This is a genomic window from Allobosea sp. 05T439 (assembly GCF_056396005.1).
Genome location: NZ_JBFTKP010000010.1, coordinates 26,727 through 46,151, shown reverse-complemented (window position 1 = coordinate 46,151; position 19,425 = coordinate 26,727). Strand labels below are relative to the sequence as shown.

19 protein-coding genes are annotated in these 19,425 nt (G+C 65.9%); 11 read left to right on the top strand and 8 right to left on the bottom strand.

Going from position 1 to position 19,425, the window contains the following annotated elements; genetic code table 11:
* The first annotated feature begins 114 nt into the window (after window positions 1–114).
* Window positions 115–1,890 carry an acyl-CoA dehydrogenase family protein gene (locus tag AC1DIO_RS13740; protein ID WP_441506524.1) on the top strand — a complete coding sequence of 592 codons (1,776 nt, stop codon included), beginning with the start codon at window positions 115–117 and terminating at the stop codon, window positions 1,888–1,890.
* A 17-nt stretch (window positions 1,891–1,907) separates the two neighbouring features.
* On the opposite strand, the gene AC1DIO_RS13735 is transcribed toward AC1DIO_RS13740, so the two are convergent.
* Window positions 1,908–2,696 carry a class I SAM-dependent methyltransferase gene (locus tag AC1DIO_RS13735; protein WP_476853522.1) on the bottom strand — a complete coding sequence of 263 codons (789 nt, stop codon included), beginning with the start codon at window positions 2,694–2,696 and terminating at the stop codon, window positions 1,908–1,910.
* A gap of 77 nt (window positions 2,697–2,773) precedes the next feature.
* Between AC1DIO_RS13735 and AC1DIO_RS13730 the strand changes: the two genes are divergently transcribed.
* From AC1DIO_RS13730 to AC1DIO_RS13715, 4 genes are all read left to right on the top strand, one after another.
* A complete protein-coding gene (locus AC1DIO_RS13730; protein WP_476853521.1) occupies window positions 2,774–3,634 on the top strand; it encodes an SDR family NAD(P)-dependent oxidoreductase in 861 nt (286 codons plus the stop codon).
* A gap of 14 nt (window positions 3,635–3,648) precedes the next feature.
* Window positions 3,649–4,509: an SDR family oxidoreductase gene (locus AC1DIO_RS13725; RefSeq protein WP_441489015.1), complete on the top strand. Its 861-nt coding sequence runs from the start codon at window positions 3,649–3,651 to the stop codon at window positions 4,507–4,509.
* A gap of 100 nt (window positions 4,510–4,609) precedes the next feature.
* Window positions 4,610–5,599, top strand: coding sequence for a magnesium transporter CorA family protein (locus AC1DIO_RS13720; protein ID WP_441506527.1), 990 nt, complete (start codon window positions 4,610–4,612; stop codon window positions 5,597–5,599).
* 93 nt (window positions 5,600–5,692) lie between these two features.
* On the top strand, window positions 5,693–6,178 hold the full coding sequence (locus tag AC1DIO_RS13715) for a hypothetical protein (protein ID WP_476831691.1): 486 nt from the start codon (window positions 5,693–5,695) through the stop codon (window positions 6,176–6,178).
* Window positions 6,179–6,190: 12 nt separating this feature from the next.
* On the opposite strand, the gene AC1DIO_RS13710 is transcribed toward AC1DIO_RS13715, so the two are convergent.
* Complete coding sequence (locus tag AC1DIO_RS13710; RefSeq protein ID WP_441506529.1) at window positions 6,191–6,757, bottom strand: hypothetical protein; 567 nt, start codon at window positions 6,755–6,757, stop codon at window positions 6,191–6,193.
* A 4-nt stretch (window positions 6,758–6,761) separates the two neighbouring features.
* A complete protein-coding gene (locus AC1DIO_RS13705) occupies window positions 6,762–7,808 on the bottom strand; it encodes a cysteine synthase A (RefSeq protein WP_441506530.1) in 1,047 nt (348 codons plus the stop codon).
* 192 nt (window positions 7,809–8,000) lie between these two features.
* On the opposite strand from AC1DIO_RS13705, the gene AC1DIO_RS13700 reads away from it, so the two are divergent.
* Together AC1DIO_RS13700 and AC1DIO_RS13695 are read left to right on the top strand one after the other, a co-directional pair.
* Complete coding sequence (locus AC1DIO_RS13700) at window positions 8,001–9,254, top strand: class I SAM-dependent RNA methyltransferase (protein ID WP_441489019.1); 1,254 nt, start codon at window positions 8,001–8,003, stop codon at window positions 9,252–9,254.
* A gap of 13 nt (window positions 9,255–9,267) precedes the next feature.
* Window positions 9,268–10,674 (top strand): FAD-binding oxidoreductase, encoded by a 1,407-nt coding sequence (locus AC1DIO_RS13695; protein WP_476853520.1) that lies wholly within the window; start codon window positions 9,268–9,270, stop codon window positions 10,672–10,674.
* Between the two features lie 41 nt (window positions 10,675–10,715).
* Here AC1DIO_RS13695 and AC1DIO_RS13690 read toward each other — a convergent pair whose 3' ends face one another.
* Window positions 10,716–11,453 (bottom strand): SOS response-associated peptidase, encoded by a 738-nt coding sequence (locus tag AC1DIO_RS13690; RefSeq protein ID WP_476853519.1) that lies wholly within the window; start codon window positions 11,451–11,453, stop codon window positions 10,716–10,718.
* 90 nt (window positions 11,454–11,543) lie between these two features.
* Between AC1DIO_RS13690 and AC1DIO_RS13685 the strand changes: the two genes are divergently transcribed.
* Window positions 11,544–12,044 (top strand): hypothetical protein, encoded by a 501-nt coding sequence (locus tag AC1DIO_RS13685; protein ID WP_476853518.1) that lies wholly within the window; start codon window positions 11,544–11,546, stop codon window positions 12,042–12,044.
* A gap of 45 nt (window positions 12,045–12,089) precedes the next feature.
* On the opposite strand, the gene AC1DIO_RS13680 is transcribed toward AC1DIO_RS13685, so the two are convergent.
* Together AC1DIO_RS13680 and dxs are read right to left on the bottom strand one after the other, a co-directional pair.
* Complete coding sequence (locus AC1DIO_RS13680) at window positions 12,090–12,818, bottom strand: TlyA family RNA methyltransferase (protein WP_476853517.1); 729 nt, start codon at window positions 12,816–12,818, stop codon at window positions 12,090–12,092.
* A gap of 18 nt (window positions 12,819–12,836) precedes the next feature.
* Window positions 12,837–14,747, bottom strand: a complete 1,911-nt coding sequence (gene dxs / locus AC1DIO_RS13675) for a 1-deoxy-D-xylulose-5-phosphate synthase (protein ID WP_476853516.1) — start codon at window positions 14,745–14,747, stop codon at window positions 12,837–12,839.
* Between the two features lie 163 nt (window positions 14,748–14,910).
* On the opposite strand from dxs, the gene AC1DIO_RS13670 reads away from it, so the two are divergent.
* Complete coding sequence (locus AC1DIO_RS13670; RefSeq protein ID WP_441506535.1) at window positions 14,911–16,152, top strand: MFS transporter; 1,242 nt, start codon at window positions 14,911–14,913, stop codon at window positions 16,150–16,152.
* Window positions 16,153–16,278: 126 nt separating this feature from the next.
* Here the strand turns inward: AC1DIO_RS13670 and AC1DIO_RS13665 are convergent, their stop codons facing one another.
* Window positions 16,279–17,199 (bottom strand): pirin family protein, encoded by a 921-nt coding sequence (locus AC1DIO_RS13665; protein ID WP_441506536.1) that lies wholly within the window; start codon window positions 17,197–17,199, stop codon window positions 16,279–16,281.
* Window positions 17,200–17,322: 123 nt separating this feature from the next.
* Between AC1DIO_RS13665 and AC1DIO_RS13660 the strand changes: the two genes are divergently transcribed.
* Both AC1DIO_RS13660 and AC1DIO_RS13655 read left to right on the top strand, forming a co-directional pair.
* The gene (locus tag AC1DIO_RS13660; RefSeq protein WP_441506537.1) at window positions 17,323–17,991 is read left to right on the top strand and encodes a GntR family transcriptional regulator; all 669 of its coding nucleotides are present in this window, start codon (window positions 17,323–17,325) and stop codon (window positions 17,989–17,991) included.
* A 109-nt stretch (window positions 17,992–18,100) separates the two neighbouring features.
* Window positions 18,101–18,685, top strand: coding sequence for a biotin transporter BioY (locus AC1DIO_RS13655; protein WP_441506538.1), 585 nt, complete (start codon window positions 18,101–18,103; stop codon window positions 18,683–18,685).
* A 77-nt stretch (window positions 18,686–18,762) separates the two neighbouring features.
* Here the strand turns inward: AC1DIO_RS13655 and AC1DIO_RS13650 are convergent, their stop codons facing one another.
* Entirely contained in the window at window positions 18,763–19,398 is a 636-nt protein-coding gene (locus tag AC1DIO_RS13650; RefSeq protein WP_441506539.1) for an NAD(P)H-dependent oxidoreductase, read from the bottom strand.
* Between the last annotated feature and the right edge of the window lie 27 nt (window positions 19,399–19,425).

The following is a 19,425-nucleotide window of genomic DNA, read 5'->3' as shown; positions in this document are numbered from 1 at the left end:
TGGCGCGTGGCGAAGGGGATAGTTMGTCGCTAACATCGCCGTCAACGCATAACGACGGCAGCAGACCTTGCGCCGGCACATTGCCAGGCGGGCAGGGCATTCAGGGAGAAGGCCATGAGCTATCGCGCCCCGGTCGAGGACATCGTCGCCACCTTGCGCCATGTGGCAGGGCTGGACCGGCTCGTTGCCGATGGCCTGGCCCCCGAGCTCGACGGCGGAATGACCGAAGCGATCCTCGGCGAGGCGGCGAAATTTGCGGGCGATGTGATCGCGCCGCTCAATATGGTCGGCGACAAGGTCGGTTCGACGCTGAGGGATGGCGCGGTGTCCACGCCGCCCGGCTGGAAGGAGGCCTACAAGGCCTGGGCCGAGGCTGGCTGGAACGCACTGCCGGCTCCGGAAGCCTATGGCGGGCAGGGCCTGCCGGCGCTGGTGCAGTCGGCCTGCACCGAGATGTGGAACTCCGCCGCCTTCGCCTTCGCGCTTGGTCCGCTGCTCACCGTCGGTGCGATCGAGGCACTGCATACCCATGGCTCGGCGGAACTGAAGGAGACCTATCTCGCCAAGCTCGTCTCCGGCGAGTGGATGGGTACGATGAACCTCACCGAACCGCAGGCCGGCTCCGACCTCAACGCGCTGCGCTCGAAGGCCGAGCGCGCCGGGGACGGCACCTATCGCATCACCGGCCAGAAGATCTTCATCACCTATGGCGAGCACGACATGACCGAGAATATCGTGCATCTCGTCCTTGCCCGACTGCCCGATGCGCCTCCCGGCACACGCGGCATCTCGCTCTTCCTCGTGCCGAAATACCTCGTCAACGCAGATGGAACGCTCGGCGGCCATAACGACCTGCGCTGCTCCGGGATCGAGCACAAGCTCGGCATCCATGCCTCACCGACCTGCTCGATGGCCTATGGCGACAATGGCGGAGCGATCGGTTGGCTGATCGGCGAGGAGAACCGTGGCCTCGCCTGCATGTTCACGATGATGAATAACGCCCGGCTGAACGTGGCGCTCCAAGGCGTCGCCATCGCCGAGCGGGCCTATCAGCAGGCGCTCGCCTTCGCGCATGAACGCAAGCAGGGCGCGGCACTCGATGCGCCGAAAGGCGCGCCGATGAGCCCGATCATCGTGCATCCCGACATTCGCCGTATGCTGATGGAGATGCGGGCCAAGACGCAGGCGGCGCGTGCGATTGCCTACATGGTCGCGGAAGCGCTCGATCGTTCGCATCGCGAGACCGATATCGGCAAGCGCAAGCAGGCCGCCGAACGCACCGCGATTCTGACGCCGGTGGCGAAGGCCTATGCGACGGATATCGGCGTCGAAGTCGCCTCGACAGGCATCCAGGTCCATGGCGGCATGGGCTATGTCGAGGAGACCGGCGCGGCCCAGCATCTGCGCGATGCCCGCATCGCCACGATCTACGAGGGGACCAACGGCATCCAGGCCATCGATCTCGTGCAGCGCAAGCTGCCGCTGTCCGGCGGCGATGCCGTCAGGGCGTTGATCGCCGAGATGCGGGGCGTGGCGGACGAGGTTGCGGCGGCCAACACGCCCGGCTTCGGCCGCACCGCCGATCGGCTGAAGAGCGCGGTCGACGCGCTGGAGCGTGCAACCGAGTGGATGCTCGCGACCATGGGGGCGAAACCTGCCGAGGTGCTCGCCGGTGCGACGCCCTATCTCAAGCTCTTCGCGCTGGCGCAGGGTGGAACCGGGCTGGCGAAGAAGGCGCTCGCCATGCGCACTGAGGAAGGCGGCGCCGCAGCCGTGGCGACTGCCCGCTTCTTTGCCGAGCATGGCGCCATCGAGGCCCCGGGGCTGGAACTCGCCGTGACGGAAGGCGCTGGCGCCGTGACCGAGGCCGACATGGTCTTCGCCGCGTGAACGGGGCGCCGTGCGCCTCAGCCGGCCTTGCGCACGCGCATGTGCAGGAACAGCGGCGCGACGCGGGTATCCGCGAGATAGGGCTCGCGCGCCGCCGTTTCGGCATCGACCGTCGGCTCGTGCATATGCTCGATGGTGAAGCTCGTCGTGATGAGGAGGTTGACCCACTCGCTCAGTGTGCGGTGGAAGCGCGGCACCTTGAACGGCTCGACCTTGGCCTTCTCATGCTCGGGCGCAGCGCCGAAGCGCCAGGTCTCGATCTCGCCATCGGTGGCGCGGAAATACTCGCGCACCTCGATCCCGAGTACGGTCTTGTTCTCGTGGCGCAGAACCCGCCGGAACGGCGTGGCGAAGCAAGGGTGCAGGATCGAGAATTGCAGGAAGCCGCCGGGTCGCAGGACGCGTTCGGCTTCGGCCAGGACGCGATCCTGCCGCGGCATATCCATCAGGGACATGAAGGCGGTCGCGAAATCGAAACTCCCGCCGGCGAAGGGCAGATCCATGCCGTCGGCGACCTGGTAGGCGATGCCGAGCGGAGCGACCGCTTCCGCCTCCCGTGCATGCCGAATGAAGGTCGGCGCGATATCGATGCCGGTCATCCGCGCGCCGGCCTGCGCAATGCGGCGCGTATTGGCGCCTTCGCCGCAGCCGATGTCGAGCCCCTCGAGCCCGGCGACAGAGGGCAGGTTCGCCATGAAGGCCGGCGTGTTCTGGGCATCCCGATAAAGGTCGTAGCCGGCGCGCGCATGGCGCGTCCAGGTTTCGGCATTGGCCTCCCAGCAGGCGGCGACGTCTGCGCTGTCCATTCCGGCTCTCCTGATTCGGGGGACGGTCCGTCTAGAGGATTGCCGATGCCTGCGCTACCGGAATTGTCGCTCCGGTGGTGACCAGCGCCGACCTTGCGGCAGCGCCGCTCGCTAGCCGCATCTGCCTCGTTGCGGGAGCCTCGCGCGGCCTGGGGCGCGGCATCGCGCGGGCCCTGGGCGAAGCAGGGGCAACCGTCATCGTTACCGGCCGCTCCAGCGAGGCCGGCCCCMGCACGGACCAGCGGCCGGAGACTTTTGAGGACACGGCGCGCGAGGTCGAGGCGGCCGGCGGCAAAGGGCATCCCTATCGCTGCGACCATACGCAGGAGCGCGAGGTCGATCAGCTTGTCTCCTGGGCTCTGCGACGCTTCGGCCGGCTCGATTGCGTCGTCGATGCGGTCTGGGGCGGCAATGAGGGCTATGACGGCGACAGGTACCCCGACGGATCGGCCTTTGGCACGCCGTTCTGGCGCCGCCCGGCTGCACGGTTGGGCCAGGGCTTCGAGAGTGGCGTCTATGCGCAGCTCCTGCTGGCGAAGGCCGTTGCGCCGGCCATGGTCCAGATGCGCAAGGGGCTGATCGTCACCGTGGGTTTCGATACCGGTGCGGGCTATCTCGGCGATGTCGTCTACGATCTCGCCAAGGCTGCGATGAACCGGCTGACCTTCGCCATGGCGCAGGAACTCAGGCCTTACGGTGTCACCGCGCTCGGCCTCTCGCCCGGCCATGTCCTGACCGAGCGCGTGCAGGATGCCGGCATGGCGGCCGAGACGACGGAGACGCCACTCTATGCCGGCAGGGCCGTCGCCGCGCTCGCCGCTGATCCCGATGTCAACCGGCACGCCGGGACCGTGCTGCATGTTGCCGATCTCGCGCGAGCCTATGGCTTCACCGATAAGGACGGCACTCAGCCGGACCGTTTCACCATTCCAGATTGAGAGGGAGAGAGACCATGTCGCTCAAGAACAAGACGCTCTTCATCACCGGCGGCTCGCGCGGCATCGGGCTCGCGATCGCGCTCAAGGCGGCCCGCGACGGCGCCAATGTCACCATTGCCGCGAAGACGGCCGAGCCGCATCCGAAGCTGCCGGGCACGATCCATACCGCCGCCGCCGAAATCGAGGCCGCCGGCGGAAAATGCCTGCCGCTGATGGTCGATGTGCGCGATGAGGCTGCGGTCGCGGACGCCATTGCCAAGACGGCAGCCACCTTCGGCGGCATCGACATCGTCGTGAACAATGCGAGCGCGATCAATCTGACCAACACGCAGATGACCGACATGAAGCGCTTCGATCTGATGCACCAGATCAACACGCGCGGCACCTTCATGGTCTCGAAATATGCGATCCCGCATCTGGAGAAGGCGGAGAACCCGCATATCCTGATGCTCTCGCCGCCGCTCGACATGAAGACGCACTGGTTCGCGCCGCATCTCGCCTATTCCATCGCGAAATACGGCATGAGCCTGTGCGTGCTGGGCCTGGCCGGCGAACTCGCCCCGAAGGGCATCGCGGTCAACGCACTCTGGCCCCGCACCACCATCGCGACAGCGGCCGTCCAGAATCTGCTCGGCGGCGACAAGATGGTGCAGGCGAGCCGCACGCCCGAGATCCTGGCCGATGCGGCGCATATGATCTTCCTGAAGTCGTCGCGGCAGTTTTCCGGCAATTTCCTGATCGACGACAGCTTCATGGCCGGCGAAGGCGTCACCGACTTTTCGGCCTACCGCGTCGATCCGTCAGTGCCGCTGATGCCGGACTTCTTCGTGCCCGCCGACAGCAAGCCGCCAGCCGGTGTGAAGGGCGGGGTGTGAAGCGCGCCGCGAGGCGCGTCATCGGTTTGACATCGTTGGTGGCTTGGAGTTCCTGCCCTGCAGCAAAGCGGCCTGTCGGCTGCCGACGAGTCGCTCCCCTATGCTCCTGATCCACAGCATCTGCCCCGACCATGGCGACCGGTTGGCCCATCGCCCGCTCTCGGAGGATGAGCCGATCCCGGTGGGAGCCGTCTGGATCGATCTCCTCAATCCGACCTCCACGGACGACAAGCGGGTCGAGGCCCATCTCGGCATCTCGATCCCGACGCGCGAGGAGATGCATGACCTCGAGCCGTCCGAGATCATCTATACCGAGAACGGCGCCCATTACATGACGGCGCGGGTAATCTGCCAGTCGGACAGCAATGTCCCCAAGCTGGCGGACGTCACCTTCATCCTGACCGAGAAGGCGCTGGTGACCGTGCGCTATGACGAGCCCGGTGCCTTCGGCATCTTTCTCAACCGGGTCGCCAAGCCGGGCGGCTGCGGCATGCAGCCAGAAGCCATCATGGAAGGGTTGATCGAGGCCATCGTCGACCGAGCCGCCGAGGTGCTGCGCGGTGTCGGCGACAAGATCGACGGTGCCTCGCGCCGGATCTTCGACGGCAAGGCGGCCGAGGTCGAGCAGGGCAGCGCCTATCAGGGCGTGATCCAGAAAATCGGCCAGTACGAGCACATCATCTCGAATGTGCGCGAGAGCATGGTGGCAATCGAGCGCGTGCTGCTCTTCCTGTCGGCCAATTACAAGCGGCCGAAGAAGGCCGCGAGCGGCTTCGCACCGGAATGGCGGACCTCGATTCGCGACGTCCAGGCCATCGAGGAGCACGCGACCTTCCTCTCGAGCAAGCTGCAATTTATGCTCGATGCCACGCTGGGTCTGGTCAGCATCGAGCAGAACAAGATCATCAAGCTGTTCTCGGTCGTCGCCGTCGCCCTGATGCCGCCGACGCTGATCGCCTCGGTCTACGGCATGAACTTCAAGACGATGCCGGAATTGGATTGGCAGTTCGGATACCCGATCGCGGTCGGCATGATGATCGTCGCGGCCGTGGTGCCCTATGTCTTATTCCGCTGGAAAAAGTGGCTCTGACGCCTGGATTGAAGATTGCCCGGCCCGCGATAATGGCCAAAGGTCAGGGGCTTTCCAGGCGCTGTGCCGGAAGCTTCCTTGGACCAACATCACATGAAGCGAATTCTGGCGGCGGTCGCCCTTCTGGGCGTGCTCGCGACATCGGCCCATGCGCGCAATTTCGCGGTTCCCGACAAGGATCCTGCCGTCACCATCACCGTGCCGGACAATTGGGCCACCGAGGAGATCGCCTATGGCTACTCCGCCCAGTCTCCCGGCAAGGACGTCTTCTTCTCCGTCGAATATGCCAGCGCCCGCGATGTCGAAGCGATGCTGGACAATAACGAGAAGTGGATGAAGGAGAACAACATCAAGAAGGTGCCGCCGAAGAAGGCCGAGGCGCCTCTGAATGGCATTCCTGCGACCATCTTCCAGTTCGAAACCAGCGACGACAACGGGCCGACGACAGTCGAGTTCATCATGATGTCGGCCGGCAAGAACCGCATGATCATGCTGACGCTCTGGGGCTCCGATGAGGAGCGCACGAAGCATGGCAAGGCGATCGACACGATCATGAGCAGCGTCAAGCCGATCCAGTAGATCGCTGCTCCGTCATCGGGGCGAGAGGCGCTGGAGCAGCGCCTCTCCGCGCGGCGACAGGCGATAGCCGCTCGTCAGGCTTTCCGTCAGCCCGAGCGCCTTGAGTTTGCGCACATCCTGCTTGAACGGAAGGGTTTCTCTGCCAAGCAGTGCCGCAAGCTCTGGTGCGCGCCGTGCCGGATGAGCCGCGATCAGTGCGAGCGTCGCCAGCGTCCAGGCCCGGCGCGCGTCGAGGCGCATGAGGCGCGTTTCGATGTCGTGCATCTCCGGCTCGCCAAGCTCGGCCTCMGCCCGCAAGGCGATGCGTGGATCTGGCCCGGCAAGCCGCAGGCGGATCCGGTAGAGCTGGCCCTCGCGGCTCGAAAGCTCTGCAAGCAGGCTTTCACGCATGACATGTCCTCCGGCACGCGCGTCGTCCTCGCTGATCTCCGCGACCGGATCGACATCCTCGATCGCCAGCAGGCCGATGCTCGTCAGGAGCGTGCCGCCCGCCCTGACGCTGGGCCGGCGCCAGCGGCGGAACACAAGCGTGACGCGCCCGGCTGCGATGCCATCCAATGTCCTGCGGTTCAGCAGCACGGTGTCACGCCAGCACGCGGGCCATCACGTCCTTCAGGCCCTCGCTGCCGCGCGTCAGCCAGCCAGGAACGGGCAGGCCCTTCGAGCGCAGGAATTCCGGATTGAACAGCTTTGACTGATAGCGTGTGCCGTAATCGGCGAGGATGGTCACGATGGTGTGGCCCGGACCCATCTCCTTTGCCAGCCTGATCGCGCCGGCGACATTGATGCCGGAAGAACCGCCGAGGCAAAGCCCTTCATGCTCCAGCAGTTCGAAGACGAGCGGGATCGCCTCCTCGTCAGGGATCTGGAAGGAGACGTCGATCGGAGCGCCCTCGATATTCCGGGTGATCCGGCCCTGACCGATGCCCTCTGTGATCGAGGAGCCTTCCGCCTTCAATTCGCCGGTCGTGAACCAGGAATGCAGGGCCGCCCCCATCGGATCGGCAAGGCCGATGCGGATCTTTGGGTTGAAACCCTTCAGCGCGATCGCGGCGCCGGCAAGCGTGCCGCCGGTGCCGACCGCGCAGATGAAGCCGTCGACCTTACCGTCGGTCTGTCGCCAGATCTCCGGCCCGGTCGTCTCGATATGCCCCTGCCGATTGGCGATGTTGTCGAACTGGTTGGCCCAGATCGCGCCGTTCGGCTCACTCTTCGCCAGTTCCTCGGCGAGACGGCCCGAGACCTTCACGTAATTATTGGGATTGGCGTAGCCGACCGCAGGCACCTCGACCAGCGTCGCGCCGGCAAGCCGCAGCATGTCCTTCTTTTCCTGCGACTGCGTCTCGGGGATCACGATCACCGAGCGATACCCAAGTGCATTGCCGACGAGGGCAAGCCCGATGCCGGTATTGCCGGCCGTGCCTTCGACGATCACGCCGCCGGGTTTCAGGAGGCCGCGCGCCTCGGCATCGCGTATGATCGCGAGGGCGGCGCGGTCCTTGACGGATTGCCCCGGGTTCATGAACTCGGCCTTCCCCAGGATCGTGCAACCGGTCATCTCCGAGGCACGCTTGAGCTTGATCAGGGGCGTATTGCCGATGGCTTCGATGACACCGTTGCGGATCGTCATGATGGAAATCGCTCCTCGGGCCGAGACGCGTCTCCGGTCGGGCCGGAGCGGCGCTGCACGTCAAGATAGAGAATTTTCTTCTCGTTTCACGGGAAGAATTTTTCGAATTGCGTGGATTGGGCGACCGAATTTCCCTCTTTCGGTTCAACCTGATAGGCGAACCTAAACCGAAGGTCACAAACGTAAATCCGCATGTCCATTCTCGCCATGAACGAAACCCTCACGATCGCGCATCTCGGCCAGCGCGGCGACGGCATTGCCGAGACGTCCCAAGGGGCGGTCTTCGTGCCCTATACCCTGCCCGGGGAGACGGTGCGGGTCGTTCGCGATGGCGACCGCGCGCAACTCGTCGAGATCCTGGCGCCCGCTGAATCGCGGGTGGCGGCGATCTGCCCGCTCTTTACCCGCTGCGGCGGCTGCGCGGCGCAGCATATGCCTCCGGCACTCTATCAGGACTGGAAGCGGCAGCAGATCGTGACCGCGCTCGCCCGTGTCGGGATCGATGCGCCGGTAGCGGCGGTGGTCGATGCGCATGGAGTGGGTCGGCGCCGTGTGACCTTCCACGCCCGGCGCGAAGGCGCGGGCATGATGGTCGGCTTCATGATGGCCCGCAGTCATGACCTCATTGCCGTCGAGGCCTGTCCGGTTCTGGCTCCCGGCCTTGCGCGCGCTCCTGCCGTCGCGCAGCTGCTCGCCAACCGGCTGGGGGGCTCGAACAAGCCGCTTGACCTTCAGGTTACGACCTCCGAGGCCGGGCTCGATGTCGATATTCGCGGCCACGGCCCTGCCGGAGGCAAGCTGCGCCTCACCCTGACTGAGGTGGCCGAACGGCTCGATCTCGCCCGGCTCGCCATGCATGGCGATGTCATCGTCGAGCGCCGCCCGCCTTTGCAGGCCATGGGGCGAGCCTATGTTGCGCCCGGCCCCGGCGGTTTTCTCCAGGCGACGGCGGAAGGCGAGGAGCGTCTCGCTGCGCTCGTCGTCGATGCGCTGCCGAAGGTGAAGCGCGTGGCGGATCTTTTCGCGGGATGCGGACCTTTCACCTTCCGGCTGGCGGAGAAGGCGCAGGTTCATGCGCTGGAGAGCGACAAGGCAGCCGTGCAGGCTTTGCTCAGGGCCGCGAGCGCAACGCAAGGGCTGAAGGCCGTCACGGGCGAGCAACGCGATCTCTTTCGCCGGCCTCTGCTTGAGTCCGAGCTGAACGGCTTCGATGCGGTGGTGCTCGATCCGCCTCGCGCAGGCGCGGAGGCGCAGGTGAAGCGGCTGGCCGCGTCCAAGGTCGCGACCGTCGTCTATGTCTCCTGCGATGCCGGGAGCTTCGCACGCGACGCGGCGCTTCTGGTCGCGGGCGGATATGCGCTGGACGGTGTCACGCCGGTCGACCAGTTCCGGTATTCCGCTCACATAGAGCTGGTCGCCCGGTTTCGGCGCTCAGGCAAGAAGTGACCCCGGAGACCCTATGAGCGCTCAAGTTCTGGACCGGATGGCCGGCATCGTCGGCGCGCGCAACATCATCGCCGAGCCTGATGCGATGCTGCCCTATCTCAAGGAATGGCGGGATCTGTTTCGCGGCCAGGCGACGGCAGTCGTGCGGCCGGGCTCGACCGAGGAGGTCGCGGCGATCGTCAGGCTTGCAGCCGAGACCGGGACGACGCTGGTGCCGCAGGGCGGGAATACCGGGCTTGTCGGGGGGCAGATCCCGGTTGCCGACGGGCGTGAGATCATTCTCTCGCTGCAGCGGCTCGACAAGGTTCGTGCCGTCGATGCCGAAGGCGACACCATGATCGTCGAGGCCGGGGTTACGCTCCAGCGCGCACAGGAGGCGGCTGAAGCTGCCGGGCGGCTCTTCCCGCTCTCGCTCGCCTCGGAGGGCACCTGCACCATTGGCGGCAATCTCTCGACCAATGCGGGCGGCACCGCCGTGATCGCTTATGGCAATGCTCGTGAGCTCTGCATGGGGCTCGAGGTCGTGCTGGCCGACGGCCGCATCTGGAACGGGCTCAGGCAACTCCGCAAGGACAATACCGGCTACGACCTGAAGAACCTCTTCATCGGAGCCGAAGGAACGCTCGGCGTCATCACCGCTGCGGTGCTGAAGCTCTTCCCGCTTCCCGCGGCGCGCGCCACGGCCTTCCTTGCGCTGCCGGGGCCGGTGGAGGCGCTGGCCTTGCTCAACGCCGCCAAGGCCGGCGCGGGCGGCACATTGACGACCTTCGAACTCATGCCGCGCATCGGGCTTGAGTTCGTGCTGCGCCATGCGGCCGGTACCCGTGACCCGCTTTCGGAACCGTCGCCCTGGTACGTGCTGATGGAAGTTTCGGCTCAAAGCGCGGTCGGTCTCAATGAGGCTGTCGAATCCTTCCTGGGCGAGGCACTGGAAAACGGCCTGATCACCGATGCCGCGCTGGCCGGCTCGCTGGAACAGCGCAAGGATTTCTGGAAGCTGCGCGAGATGCTGTCGGAGGTGCAGCGTTTCGAGGGCGGCTCGATCAAGCACGACATTTCCGTGCCGCTGCACGCAACGCCGGATTTCCTGGCTCGCGCCATTGCGACGGTCGAGGCGATGATCCCCGGCTGCCGCGCGGTGCCCTTCGGCCATCTTGGCGACGGCAATATCCATTTCAATGTCAGCCAGCCGGTCGGGGCCGACAAGGAGGCCTTCCTGGCGCGCTGGAATGAGATCAATCGCTCCGTCCACGCCATCGTCACCGAGATGCATGGCTCGATCTCGGCCGAGCACGGCATTGGCCGGCTCAAGCGCTACTTGCTCCCGAGCGTGAAGGATCCGGTCGAACTCGCGCTGATGAAGACATTGAAGGCGACGCTCGACCCGCAGGGCATCCTGAACCCCGGCGCCGTGCTGTAAGACGACAGCCCGTCAGGCTTGGCTGCACACGGCCAACCCTCTCAGAACAGGCTTCCCTGCGCCGGTGGCTCGACCGGCCGGCGCGGCCTTGCGGGCGGTGCCCGGTTTTCCGTTGCCGCGTCATAGGGGGCCTGAACTTCAGGCCCGTCATTGCTGACCCGGTTCACCGCGGTCCCGATCCGGACCGCTTCCAGCAAATCCTCCGCCGGAGGCTTCAGCAGCGTTGCGACATCGTCGTCGCGCGCGCTGGCATCGAGCCAGGCTGCGTGATCCGCAGGTGCGAGGATGACGGGGCAGCGGTGGTGGAAGGCTGACATCAGGCCGTTGGCCGGACCGGTGACCATCGCGACCGTGTCGATCTCGGAACCGTCCTGCGAATGCCAGGTCTCCCACAGGGCGGCGAAGGCAAAGAGGCCGTGATCCGGCTTGCGGAACAGATAGGGGCGGCTCTCCTTGTCTAGCCGATGCCATTCATAGAAGCCGTCGACCGGCATCAGGCAGCGCCTGCGGCTGAAAGCAGCGCGAAAGGACGGCTTCTCGCGTGCACTCTCGCTGCGGATATTGATCACCAGCGGAATGTCCCTGGTGTCCTTGACCCAGCCGGGAATGAAGCCCCAGCGCATCAGCAGGAACTGTCGTCCGCCTTCATGATTGCGGATGACAGGCACGGGCTGCGTCGGCGCGATGTTGTAGCGCGGCGGAAAATTGGGCTGCTCGGGATAGGCGAAGTGTTCGCGCATCGCCTGAGGCGGAAGGGTAATGGCGTAGCGACCACACATGTCGCGCTGGATGTGCCAAGCATTACCGCTCGGATCAACACTTTATTCGGGTTTGGTCGAGCATAGTCCCGCCAATTCAGAGGCCTGAGGATGACCGCCCCCGCGATGAGAGCGCTGGCCGTTGACGCGGATGAACGGCTGGGTCCGACCGGGAAGCCCCCGCTCTCGACCGACTATCTCAATCGCTATGGCGAAGCGCTGATGCTGATCGAATTGGTGCCGATGGATCGCGGCATCATCGACGAGCTCCGCAGCTGGCGGGCAGTCGGCTATCGCGAGCATTTCCAGACCTCGCGGCTGCGCTGCGCACCGGAGGCGCTTGCTGCCTACGACCAGCTCGACGCTCGTCAGATCGAGGCTTTCGAAGAGCTCTGCCGCACCATGAGCCAGTTGATCGCTGCGGCGACCGCGCTGCTCGGGGATCTGGATGAAGGCGAGGACGTCGCGGCAGTCGTCGAGGTCGCAGCTGGAGCGTTGCGCAGTCTGATCGGTCACACCACGCTCTTCATCAACGTCAACGGTCAGATCGACACCGACGACTTCGATGTCCGCTCACTGCAGAGCAATATCGACGCCCTGTTCGCGAACTGAGTTAGCGTCCTAAGCATCGGCCCGAAAAGTGATCTGCGGTTTGATCTAACCTGACCGGTAGCCGCCAATCAGAAACTCGCGATTGCCGTCGCCGCCCTCGATCGGTGAGGGGATCGGGCCGCTGACCGCGAAGCCCAGTTCCGCGAACAGCGTCGAAATCTCCGCGCAGACCTGGGCGTGCACGGCTTCATCGCGCACCACGCCCTTCTTGAGCGCCGCTCGTCCGGCTTCAAATTGCGGCTTGATCAGCGCCGCGATCCGGGCCTCGGGCGTCAACAGGCCGGCAACGGTCGGCAGGACAAGCCTCAGCGAGATGAAGCTGACATCGATCACGGCGAGCGCGGGAGCCGGGGCAAATTCTCCCGCCGCCAACGCCCGGATATCGCGCGCTTCGAGGCTGGTGACGCGCGCAAGGCCTCTCAGGCTGGGATGAAGCTGGTCCCGCCCGACATCGACGGCGAACACGCGGCTCGCGCCCCGCCGGAGCAGGACGTCGGTGAAGCCACCGGTAGAGGCGCCGACATCGACGCAGGTCAGCCCGGCCGGATCGAAGCCGAAGGCATCGAGCGCGGCCGCCAGCTTGAGGCCGCCACGCGAGACATAGGGATGCGGTGCCTCGGCCAGGATCTCGGCATCGCGCGCGATCATGTCAGAGGCTTTTCGCACGGTGACGCCGCCCGCCGAGACGAGGCCCGCAGCAATCGCCGCCTGTGCCCGCGCGCGGCTCTCGAAGAAGCCGCGCTCGACGAGAAGCTGGTCCGCCCGGCTCTTCATGATTTCAGCCGCCCGCGCTCAGGCGCGGCGCACGGCGTCCGGCGTGCCCAGCGCCTGCTCGACGCTGCGCACGATGCCTGCGGCGTCGAGCCCGGCCAGCGCGTACATCACATCCGGCTTGTCCTGGTCCTGATAAAGATCGGGCAATGTCAGCGTTCGCACCTTCAACCCGCCGTCGAGCATTCCGGTTCTCGCCAGCAGGTGAAGGACATGGCTGCCGAAGCCGCCAACCGAGCCTTCCTCGACGGTGATCAGGATCTCGTGCTCGCGGGCGAGCCGCAGGATCAGCGCCTCGTCCAGCGGCTTGGCGAAGCGTGCGTCGGCGACCGTGGTCGAGAGCCCGCGCTGAGCGAGCAACTCGGCAGCCGCAAGGCTCTCCGCAAGCCGTGTGCCCAGCGACAGAATGGCTACGCGTGACCCTTCGCGGACGATCCGGCCCTTGCCGATCTCGAGCGGAATGCCGGTTTGCGGCATCTCCACGCCGACGCCTTCGCCGCGCGGATAGCGGAAGGCGATCGGCCCGGAATCGTAGGCGGCGGCGGTCGCAACCATATGGGTCAGTTCCGCCTCGTCGGCTGCGGCCATCACCACCATGTCGGGCAGGCAGGCGAGATAGGCCACATCGAAGGCCCCGGCATGGGTCGCGCCATCAGCGCCAACAAGGCCGGCCCGGTCKAGCGCGAAGCGCACCGGTAGCTTCTGGATGGCGACATCATGCACGACCTGATCATAGGCGCGCTGCAGGAAGGTCGAGTAGATCGCGCAGAACGGCTTGTAGCCCTCGCTTGCCAGGCCGGCGGCAAAGGTCACCGCATGCTGCTCGGCAATGCCGACATCGAAGGTCCGGCCGGGAAATTCCTTGCCGAATGCATCGAGACCGGTGCCCGAGGGCATGGCGGCGGTGACGGCAACGATCTTCTCGTCCGCGCGCGCCGCCTTGATCAGCGCATTGGCGAAGACCTTGGTATAGCTCGGAGCATTCGCAGGAGCCTTGGCCTGTTGCCCGGTGACGGGATCGAACTTCACCACGGCGTGGTGCTTGTCGGCGCTCGCCTCGGCAGGGGCATAGCCCTTGCCCTTCTGCGTCACGAMATGGACGAGGATCGGCCCGCTCTGCGCATCGCGGACATTGCGCAGCACCGGAAGCAGGTGGTCGAGATTGTGACCGTCGATCGGCCCGACATAATAGAAGCCGAGCTCCTCGAACAGCGTTCCACCGGTCCAGAAGCCGCGCGCGAACTCCTCGGTGCGCCTGGCCTTCTCGTGGAAGAAGCGGGGCAGTTTCTCCGCCAGATATTTTGCCACCTCGCGGAGCGAGCGATAGGTGCGTCCAGAGACCAGCCGCGCGAGATAGGCTGACATCGCGCCCACCGGCGGCGCGATCGACATGTCGTTGTCGTTCAGAATGACGATCAGCCTGGAGCCGAGCGCTCCGGCATTGTTCATCGCCTCATAGGCCATGCCCGCCGACATCGCTCCATCGCCGATCACCGCGATGACATTGTTGGGCTTGCCGGCGAGATCGCGCGCGACCGCCATGCCGAGCCCGGCCGAGATCGAGGTCGAGGAATGAGCGGCGCCGAAGGGGTCGTACTCGCTCTCGCTGCGCCTGGTGAAGCCGGAGAGGCCTCCGGGTTGGCGCAAGGTCCGGATGCGGTCGCGCCGGCCGGTCAGGATCTTGTGCGGATAGGCCTGATGGCCGACATCCCAGATCAGGCGGTCATCCGGGGTGTCGAAGACGTGGTGCAGGGCGACGGTCAGCTCGACCACGCCGAGGCCAGCGCCGAGATGGCCGCCGGTGACCGAGACCGCATCGATGGTCTCGGCGCGAAGTTCGTCGGCGAGCTGACGCAACTGGACATCGTCCAGGCGACGCAATGCGGCGGGATCGGACACTTGATCGAGAAGTGGAGTGGCAGGGCGGGGCACGGTTGAGCGACACGTTCCTTCGAGGTGATCGACTTCGAATAAAGCCTGCGAGCGGCGCTGGCAAACCGGCGGGTCGTCACAGCGCCGGAAGACAGGAAACGGGTGGGGCTGATGTCCTAGGCGTGGGACGCTGGCGGCAACCTCGCAAAGACGGAAACCCGCCATGTCGTCGCACCTTCCCCTCGGCCTGCTCCTGGCCGGCATCGTCGCGCAGTTCGCCGACAAGCTGGCGCTCGACACTATCACGCTCGCAGCGACGGAGGCTGGCGCCAGCAGTCGGCTTGTCGGCCTGCTTGTCGCGGCTCAGTCGGCGGCATGGCTCGTCGTCTCGCTGCCTGCGGGGGTGTGGGCGGACCGGGTTGCGCCCCGCTCACTGATTCTCGCCGGAGGCGGGTTGTTGCTGTCGGGCTCGCTGATCGGCGCGGCGCTGCTCATCTCAGGGCATACGAACTGGGCGTTGGCACTCTCGGCCTTCATTGCCGCGACCGGCCCGGTTGTCATCGCATTGTCCATTTTCGTGCTCTTGCCGCGCATGGTGGCGGTTAGGGATCTGCCGCGTGCCAATGGTCGGATGGAACTCGGCCGTGCGGTGCTGAGCCTGGCCGCGCCGCTGCTCGCCGGCTGGGCTGTCGCAAGAGGCATCGGCGCGCTCGGGCTGGCGCTGTGTGCCCTATGTGGAATCGTGGTCCTGGCGCTTGCCATGCGCCTGCCGTCTGAGCGGCCGGTGGCAGCCGCACGCCAGCCGTTGCACCGGGCCATTGCGGAAGGCGGGGCCTTCGTCCTGCAACATCCCTATCTCAGGCCGATCGCGCTCTGCGCCATCGCCTGGAACCTTGCCTTCTTCGCCTTCATGGCGCTGTTCGCACCCTATGCCGCGCGCATTCTGCTGCTCGCCCCGGAGACGATCGGTCTCTCCTCGTCGGTCTATGGTGCCGGCCTGATCCTTGGCGCGTTCTTCGGCGCCGCACTGATCGCGCGCCTGCCAACCGGGCTGCTTCTCGTGTTCGGCCCAGCTTCATCGCTCCTGGGCGCGCTGCTGCTGGCCATCGCTCCGGCGACGCTCGGCCTTGCGGCGCTGGCGCTCGCCTTCTTCCTCTTCGGCTTCGGACCGATTCTCTGGGGCATCATTCAGACCAGTCTGCGCCAGGCGGTGACGCCGCCGGCTTTGCTCGGTCGCGTCAGTGCCACGCTGACGACAGCGATGTACGGCATGCGTCCGTTAGGCGCGATTGCGGGAGGGCTTGCTGGCGAGTGGCTCGGACTTGGGCTGGCGATCTGGCTCCCCGTCATCCTCTTCGCGCTCTCGGTCGCCGCGATCCTGGCCTCCCGCATGCCGGCGTTGAGGGCGATTCCTTCGGGCGAACTCTCTTCGGCCGAGCTGCGGTCTGGGTTGCAGGCCGGATAATGGGCAGGCTTCGAATGGCTGTGTGTCCGACGACCCGCAGGTTCATCGTTTCCCACGGATCTGGACACGCACGGCCCGCAGGCTCAGGCCAGCAAGCGTGCAGCCCTGAGCTGCGCGGGACTGCCCTCAGCTCTCCGGCAAGGGAATGAACTCGGCTTCGTCGCCGGGAACGGTGTCGAAGCGGCCGGCTTTCCATTCCTCCTTCGCCTGGTCGATGCGCTCCTTCGAGGAGGAGACGAAATTCCACCAGATATGGCGCGGGCCATCCATCGGTTCGCCGCCGACCAGCATCAGCCGGCTCTGGTCGATCGCGAGGATCGAGATGCGGTCGCCCGGCTTGAAGACGAGCAATTGCCCGGCGCCGAACTCCTCTCCGGCAATGTCGATCTTGCCGGAGACGATATAGACCGCGCGCTCGTCGTAATCGGGGTCGAGCGGCAGGATGGCGCCGGGTGCCAGCACCGCCTCGGCATAGAGCGTATCCCAGGGGAATTTCACCGGCGAGGTCTGGCCGTAGGCTGAGCCCATGATCAGGCTGATGCGCTTGCCGCCTTCGACGATGCGCGGCAGTTCGGGCGCGGCGTGATGGATGAATTCCGGCGCGACTTCCTCATGGCTCTTCGGCAAGGCGAGCCAGGTCTGGATGCCATAGAGCTTCGGCGCCTTGAGACGCTCTTCTGGCGCCGTGCGTTCGGAGTGAACGATGCCGCGTCCCGCCGTCATCAGGTTGACCGCACCGGGGCGAATGGGCAGCGCCGTGCCGAGCGAGTCGCGATGCATGATCTCGCCGTCGAAGAGATAGGTCACGGTCGCCAGACCGATATGCGGGTGCGGGCGCACATCGATACCCTCGCCGAGCAGGAATTCGGCCGGGCCCATCTGGTCGAAGAAAATGAACGGTCCGACCATCTTCCGGCCGATCGAGGGCAGGGCGCGCCTGACCGAAAAGCCGCCGAGGTCATGAGCGCGCGGCACGATGACCTGCTCGATCGCCTGGCAGGAGCGGGCATCACCCAGGATCGGGTCATCGGCGGGCTGATGCGACATGAGGGATCTCCCAGGATCTGACGGTGAGTCTGGCCGCAACGCCGCGACGGGGCAAGCGGCATCGATATGCGCCGGGAATCCGAAGCGCTCGACAGGAGATCACAACAAAATTATCTATAAAAAATGACCAGCGAACAGAAAGACACGCTCGCCATCCGGATCAGCCGCGCTCTGGCCGACCGGATCATCTCCGGAGCGATCGAGCCCGGAGCCCGCTTGCGCCAGGACCATGTCGCGGCCGAGTTCGGCGCCAGCCATGTGCCGGTGCGCGAGGCCTTTCAGAGGCTGGAAGCGCAGGGTCTGGCCGTCAGCGAGCCGCGCCGGGGCGTGCGGGTTGCCGCTTTCGATCTGCGGGAGGTCCGCGAGGTCGCGGAAATGCGGGCGGCGCTGGAGGTGTTGGCGCTGCGCCATGCCGCGCCACATCTGACCCGGGCGATCCTCGAGCAGGCCGAAGAAGCGACGCGCGCCGGCGACAAGTCGCAGGATGTGAGGTCGTGGGAGGATGCGAATCGGCGCTTTCACAAGCTGATCCTCGCTCCCTGCGCCATGCCCCGCTTGCTGGCTGCGATCGATGATCTGCATGCGACCAGCGCCCGGTTCCTGTTCGCTGCCTGGCGTTCGGAATGGGAGTCGCGCACCGATCACGACCACCGTGCTATCCTCTCCGCGTTGCGCGAAGGACAAATCGAGGCCGCGGCGGCGACGCTTGCGCGGCATGTCCAGTGGATTGGGACCAAGCCGGTTCGCACCTCCTCCGGTGGCACGCGCGAGGCCTTTTCGATCGTCGGATGACAGGTGCATGGCGGGAGGGGCTTGCATTCTTCGCCGCGATGTGGAGTCCATCATAGATCAGATTCATGAATTATAGATAATATGCATCTGATCATTGATGGAGATCGCAATGAACGCAATGACCTATGCTACGACGCAGCTGGCGGGCGGTCCGCTGCGCCTGAGCAGCCGCCCTGTCCTCGTGCAGGCGGGCGCCGTGCTGTTCGGAACCCTGCTCCTGGCGCTGGCCTCGCAAATCAGCGTGCCGATGGTTCCGGTGCCGATCACGCTGCAGACGCTGGCGGTGACGCTGATCGGCGCATTCTATGGCTGGCGTCTTGGCGCCGTCACTGTCCTCGCCTGGCTGTTCGAGGCGGCGCTCGGGCTGCCGGTTCTCGCCGGCGGCGCGTCCGGCCTGCCGCATTTCATGGGCCCGACAGGCGGCTATCTCTTCTCCTTCCCGATCGTGGCCGCCATGGTCGGCTGGCTTGCCGAGCGCGGCTGGGGCGGGAGCAGGCTCATGCGGTCCTTCGCCGCGATGCTGCTCGGCAATGCGCTCTGCCTGGTGATCGGCGCAGCATGGCTTGCGACCCTGATCGGCGTCGAGCGCGCGCTGCTCCTTGGCGTCGTCCCGTTCATCGTGGGGGCCGTCCTGAAATCCGCCTTGGGAGCTGCGATCCTGAAGGCCTCCAGCCGCTCGGAACAGGCAGGCTAAGCCTGCGGGCGGGTGTGCCGCGCTCCGGCTTCCGGCGCGCGGCAGCTCTGCCGTATCCAAGGCCGTGCAGGTCGTCGCTAACCTGTCGTCCTCGCGAGGCTGGTTCCGGCCAGCAGCAGGAGGCCGGCATTGGCGGCGTGCAGGGGCTGGATCGATTCCCGCGCTGGTTCCGTGATGGGGCACGGAAGGCGGCTGATCCGGCCGGCATAGTGCTCTCCGGCGAGCTGCAGCGCCTCAGTGTCGGCCTTGCGGGTCTCGTAGATCAGAAAGGGTTCCTGCCAGGCGAGGCCGCAGCGATGGGCCGTCGCTTCCAGGGGGCGGAGAAGCTCGCGAAGCGAAAAGCGGTTCTGGCCCGCGGGCGTATAGGCCTCCGCAACATTGCCGGCGGTCGCGGCGATCAGGACCGGCTTGCCGGCGAGCAGGCGCCCTTCGTCCTGGTAGGCCAGGTAGAACATCCGGGTCAGCACCGCATCCTGCCAGGCTTTGAGCAGTGGTGGTGTCGAATACCACTGCACCGGGAATTGCAGGACGATCCGGTCTGCCGCGAGGAGGCGTGCGACCTCCGCATCGACGTCGATCACGCCATCTGAATACTGTGCCTGCATGTCGACGACGGTGATGCCCGGCAGTTCGGCAACGGCCTCGCAGAGGGCGCGGTTGACATTCGATGTGGCGAAATCGGGGTGGAACAACAGGATCAGGGTGTTGGGCACGGCGTCCTCCTTTGTGATGTGCAGAGG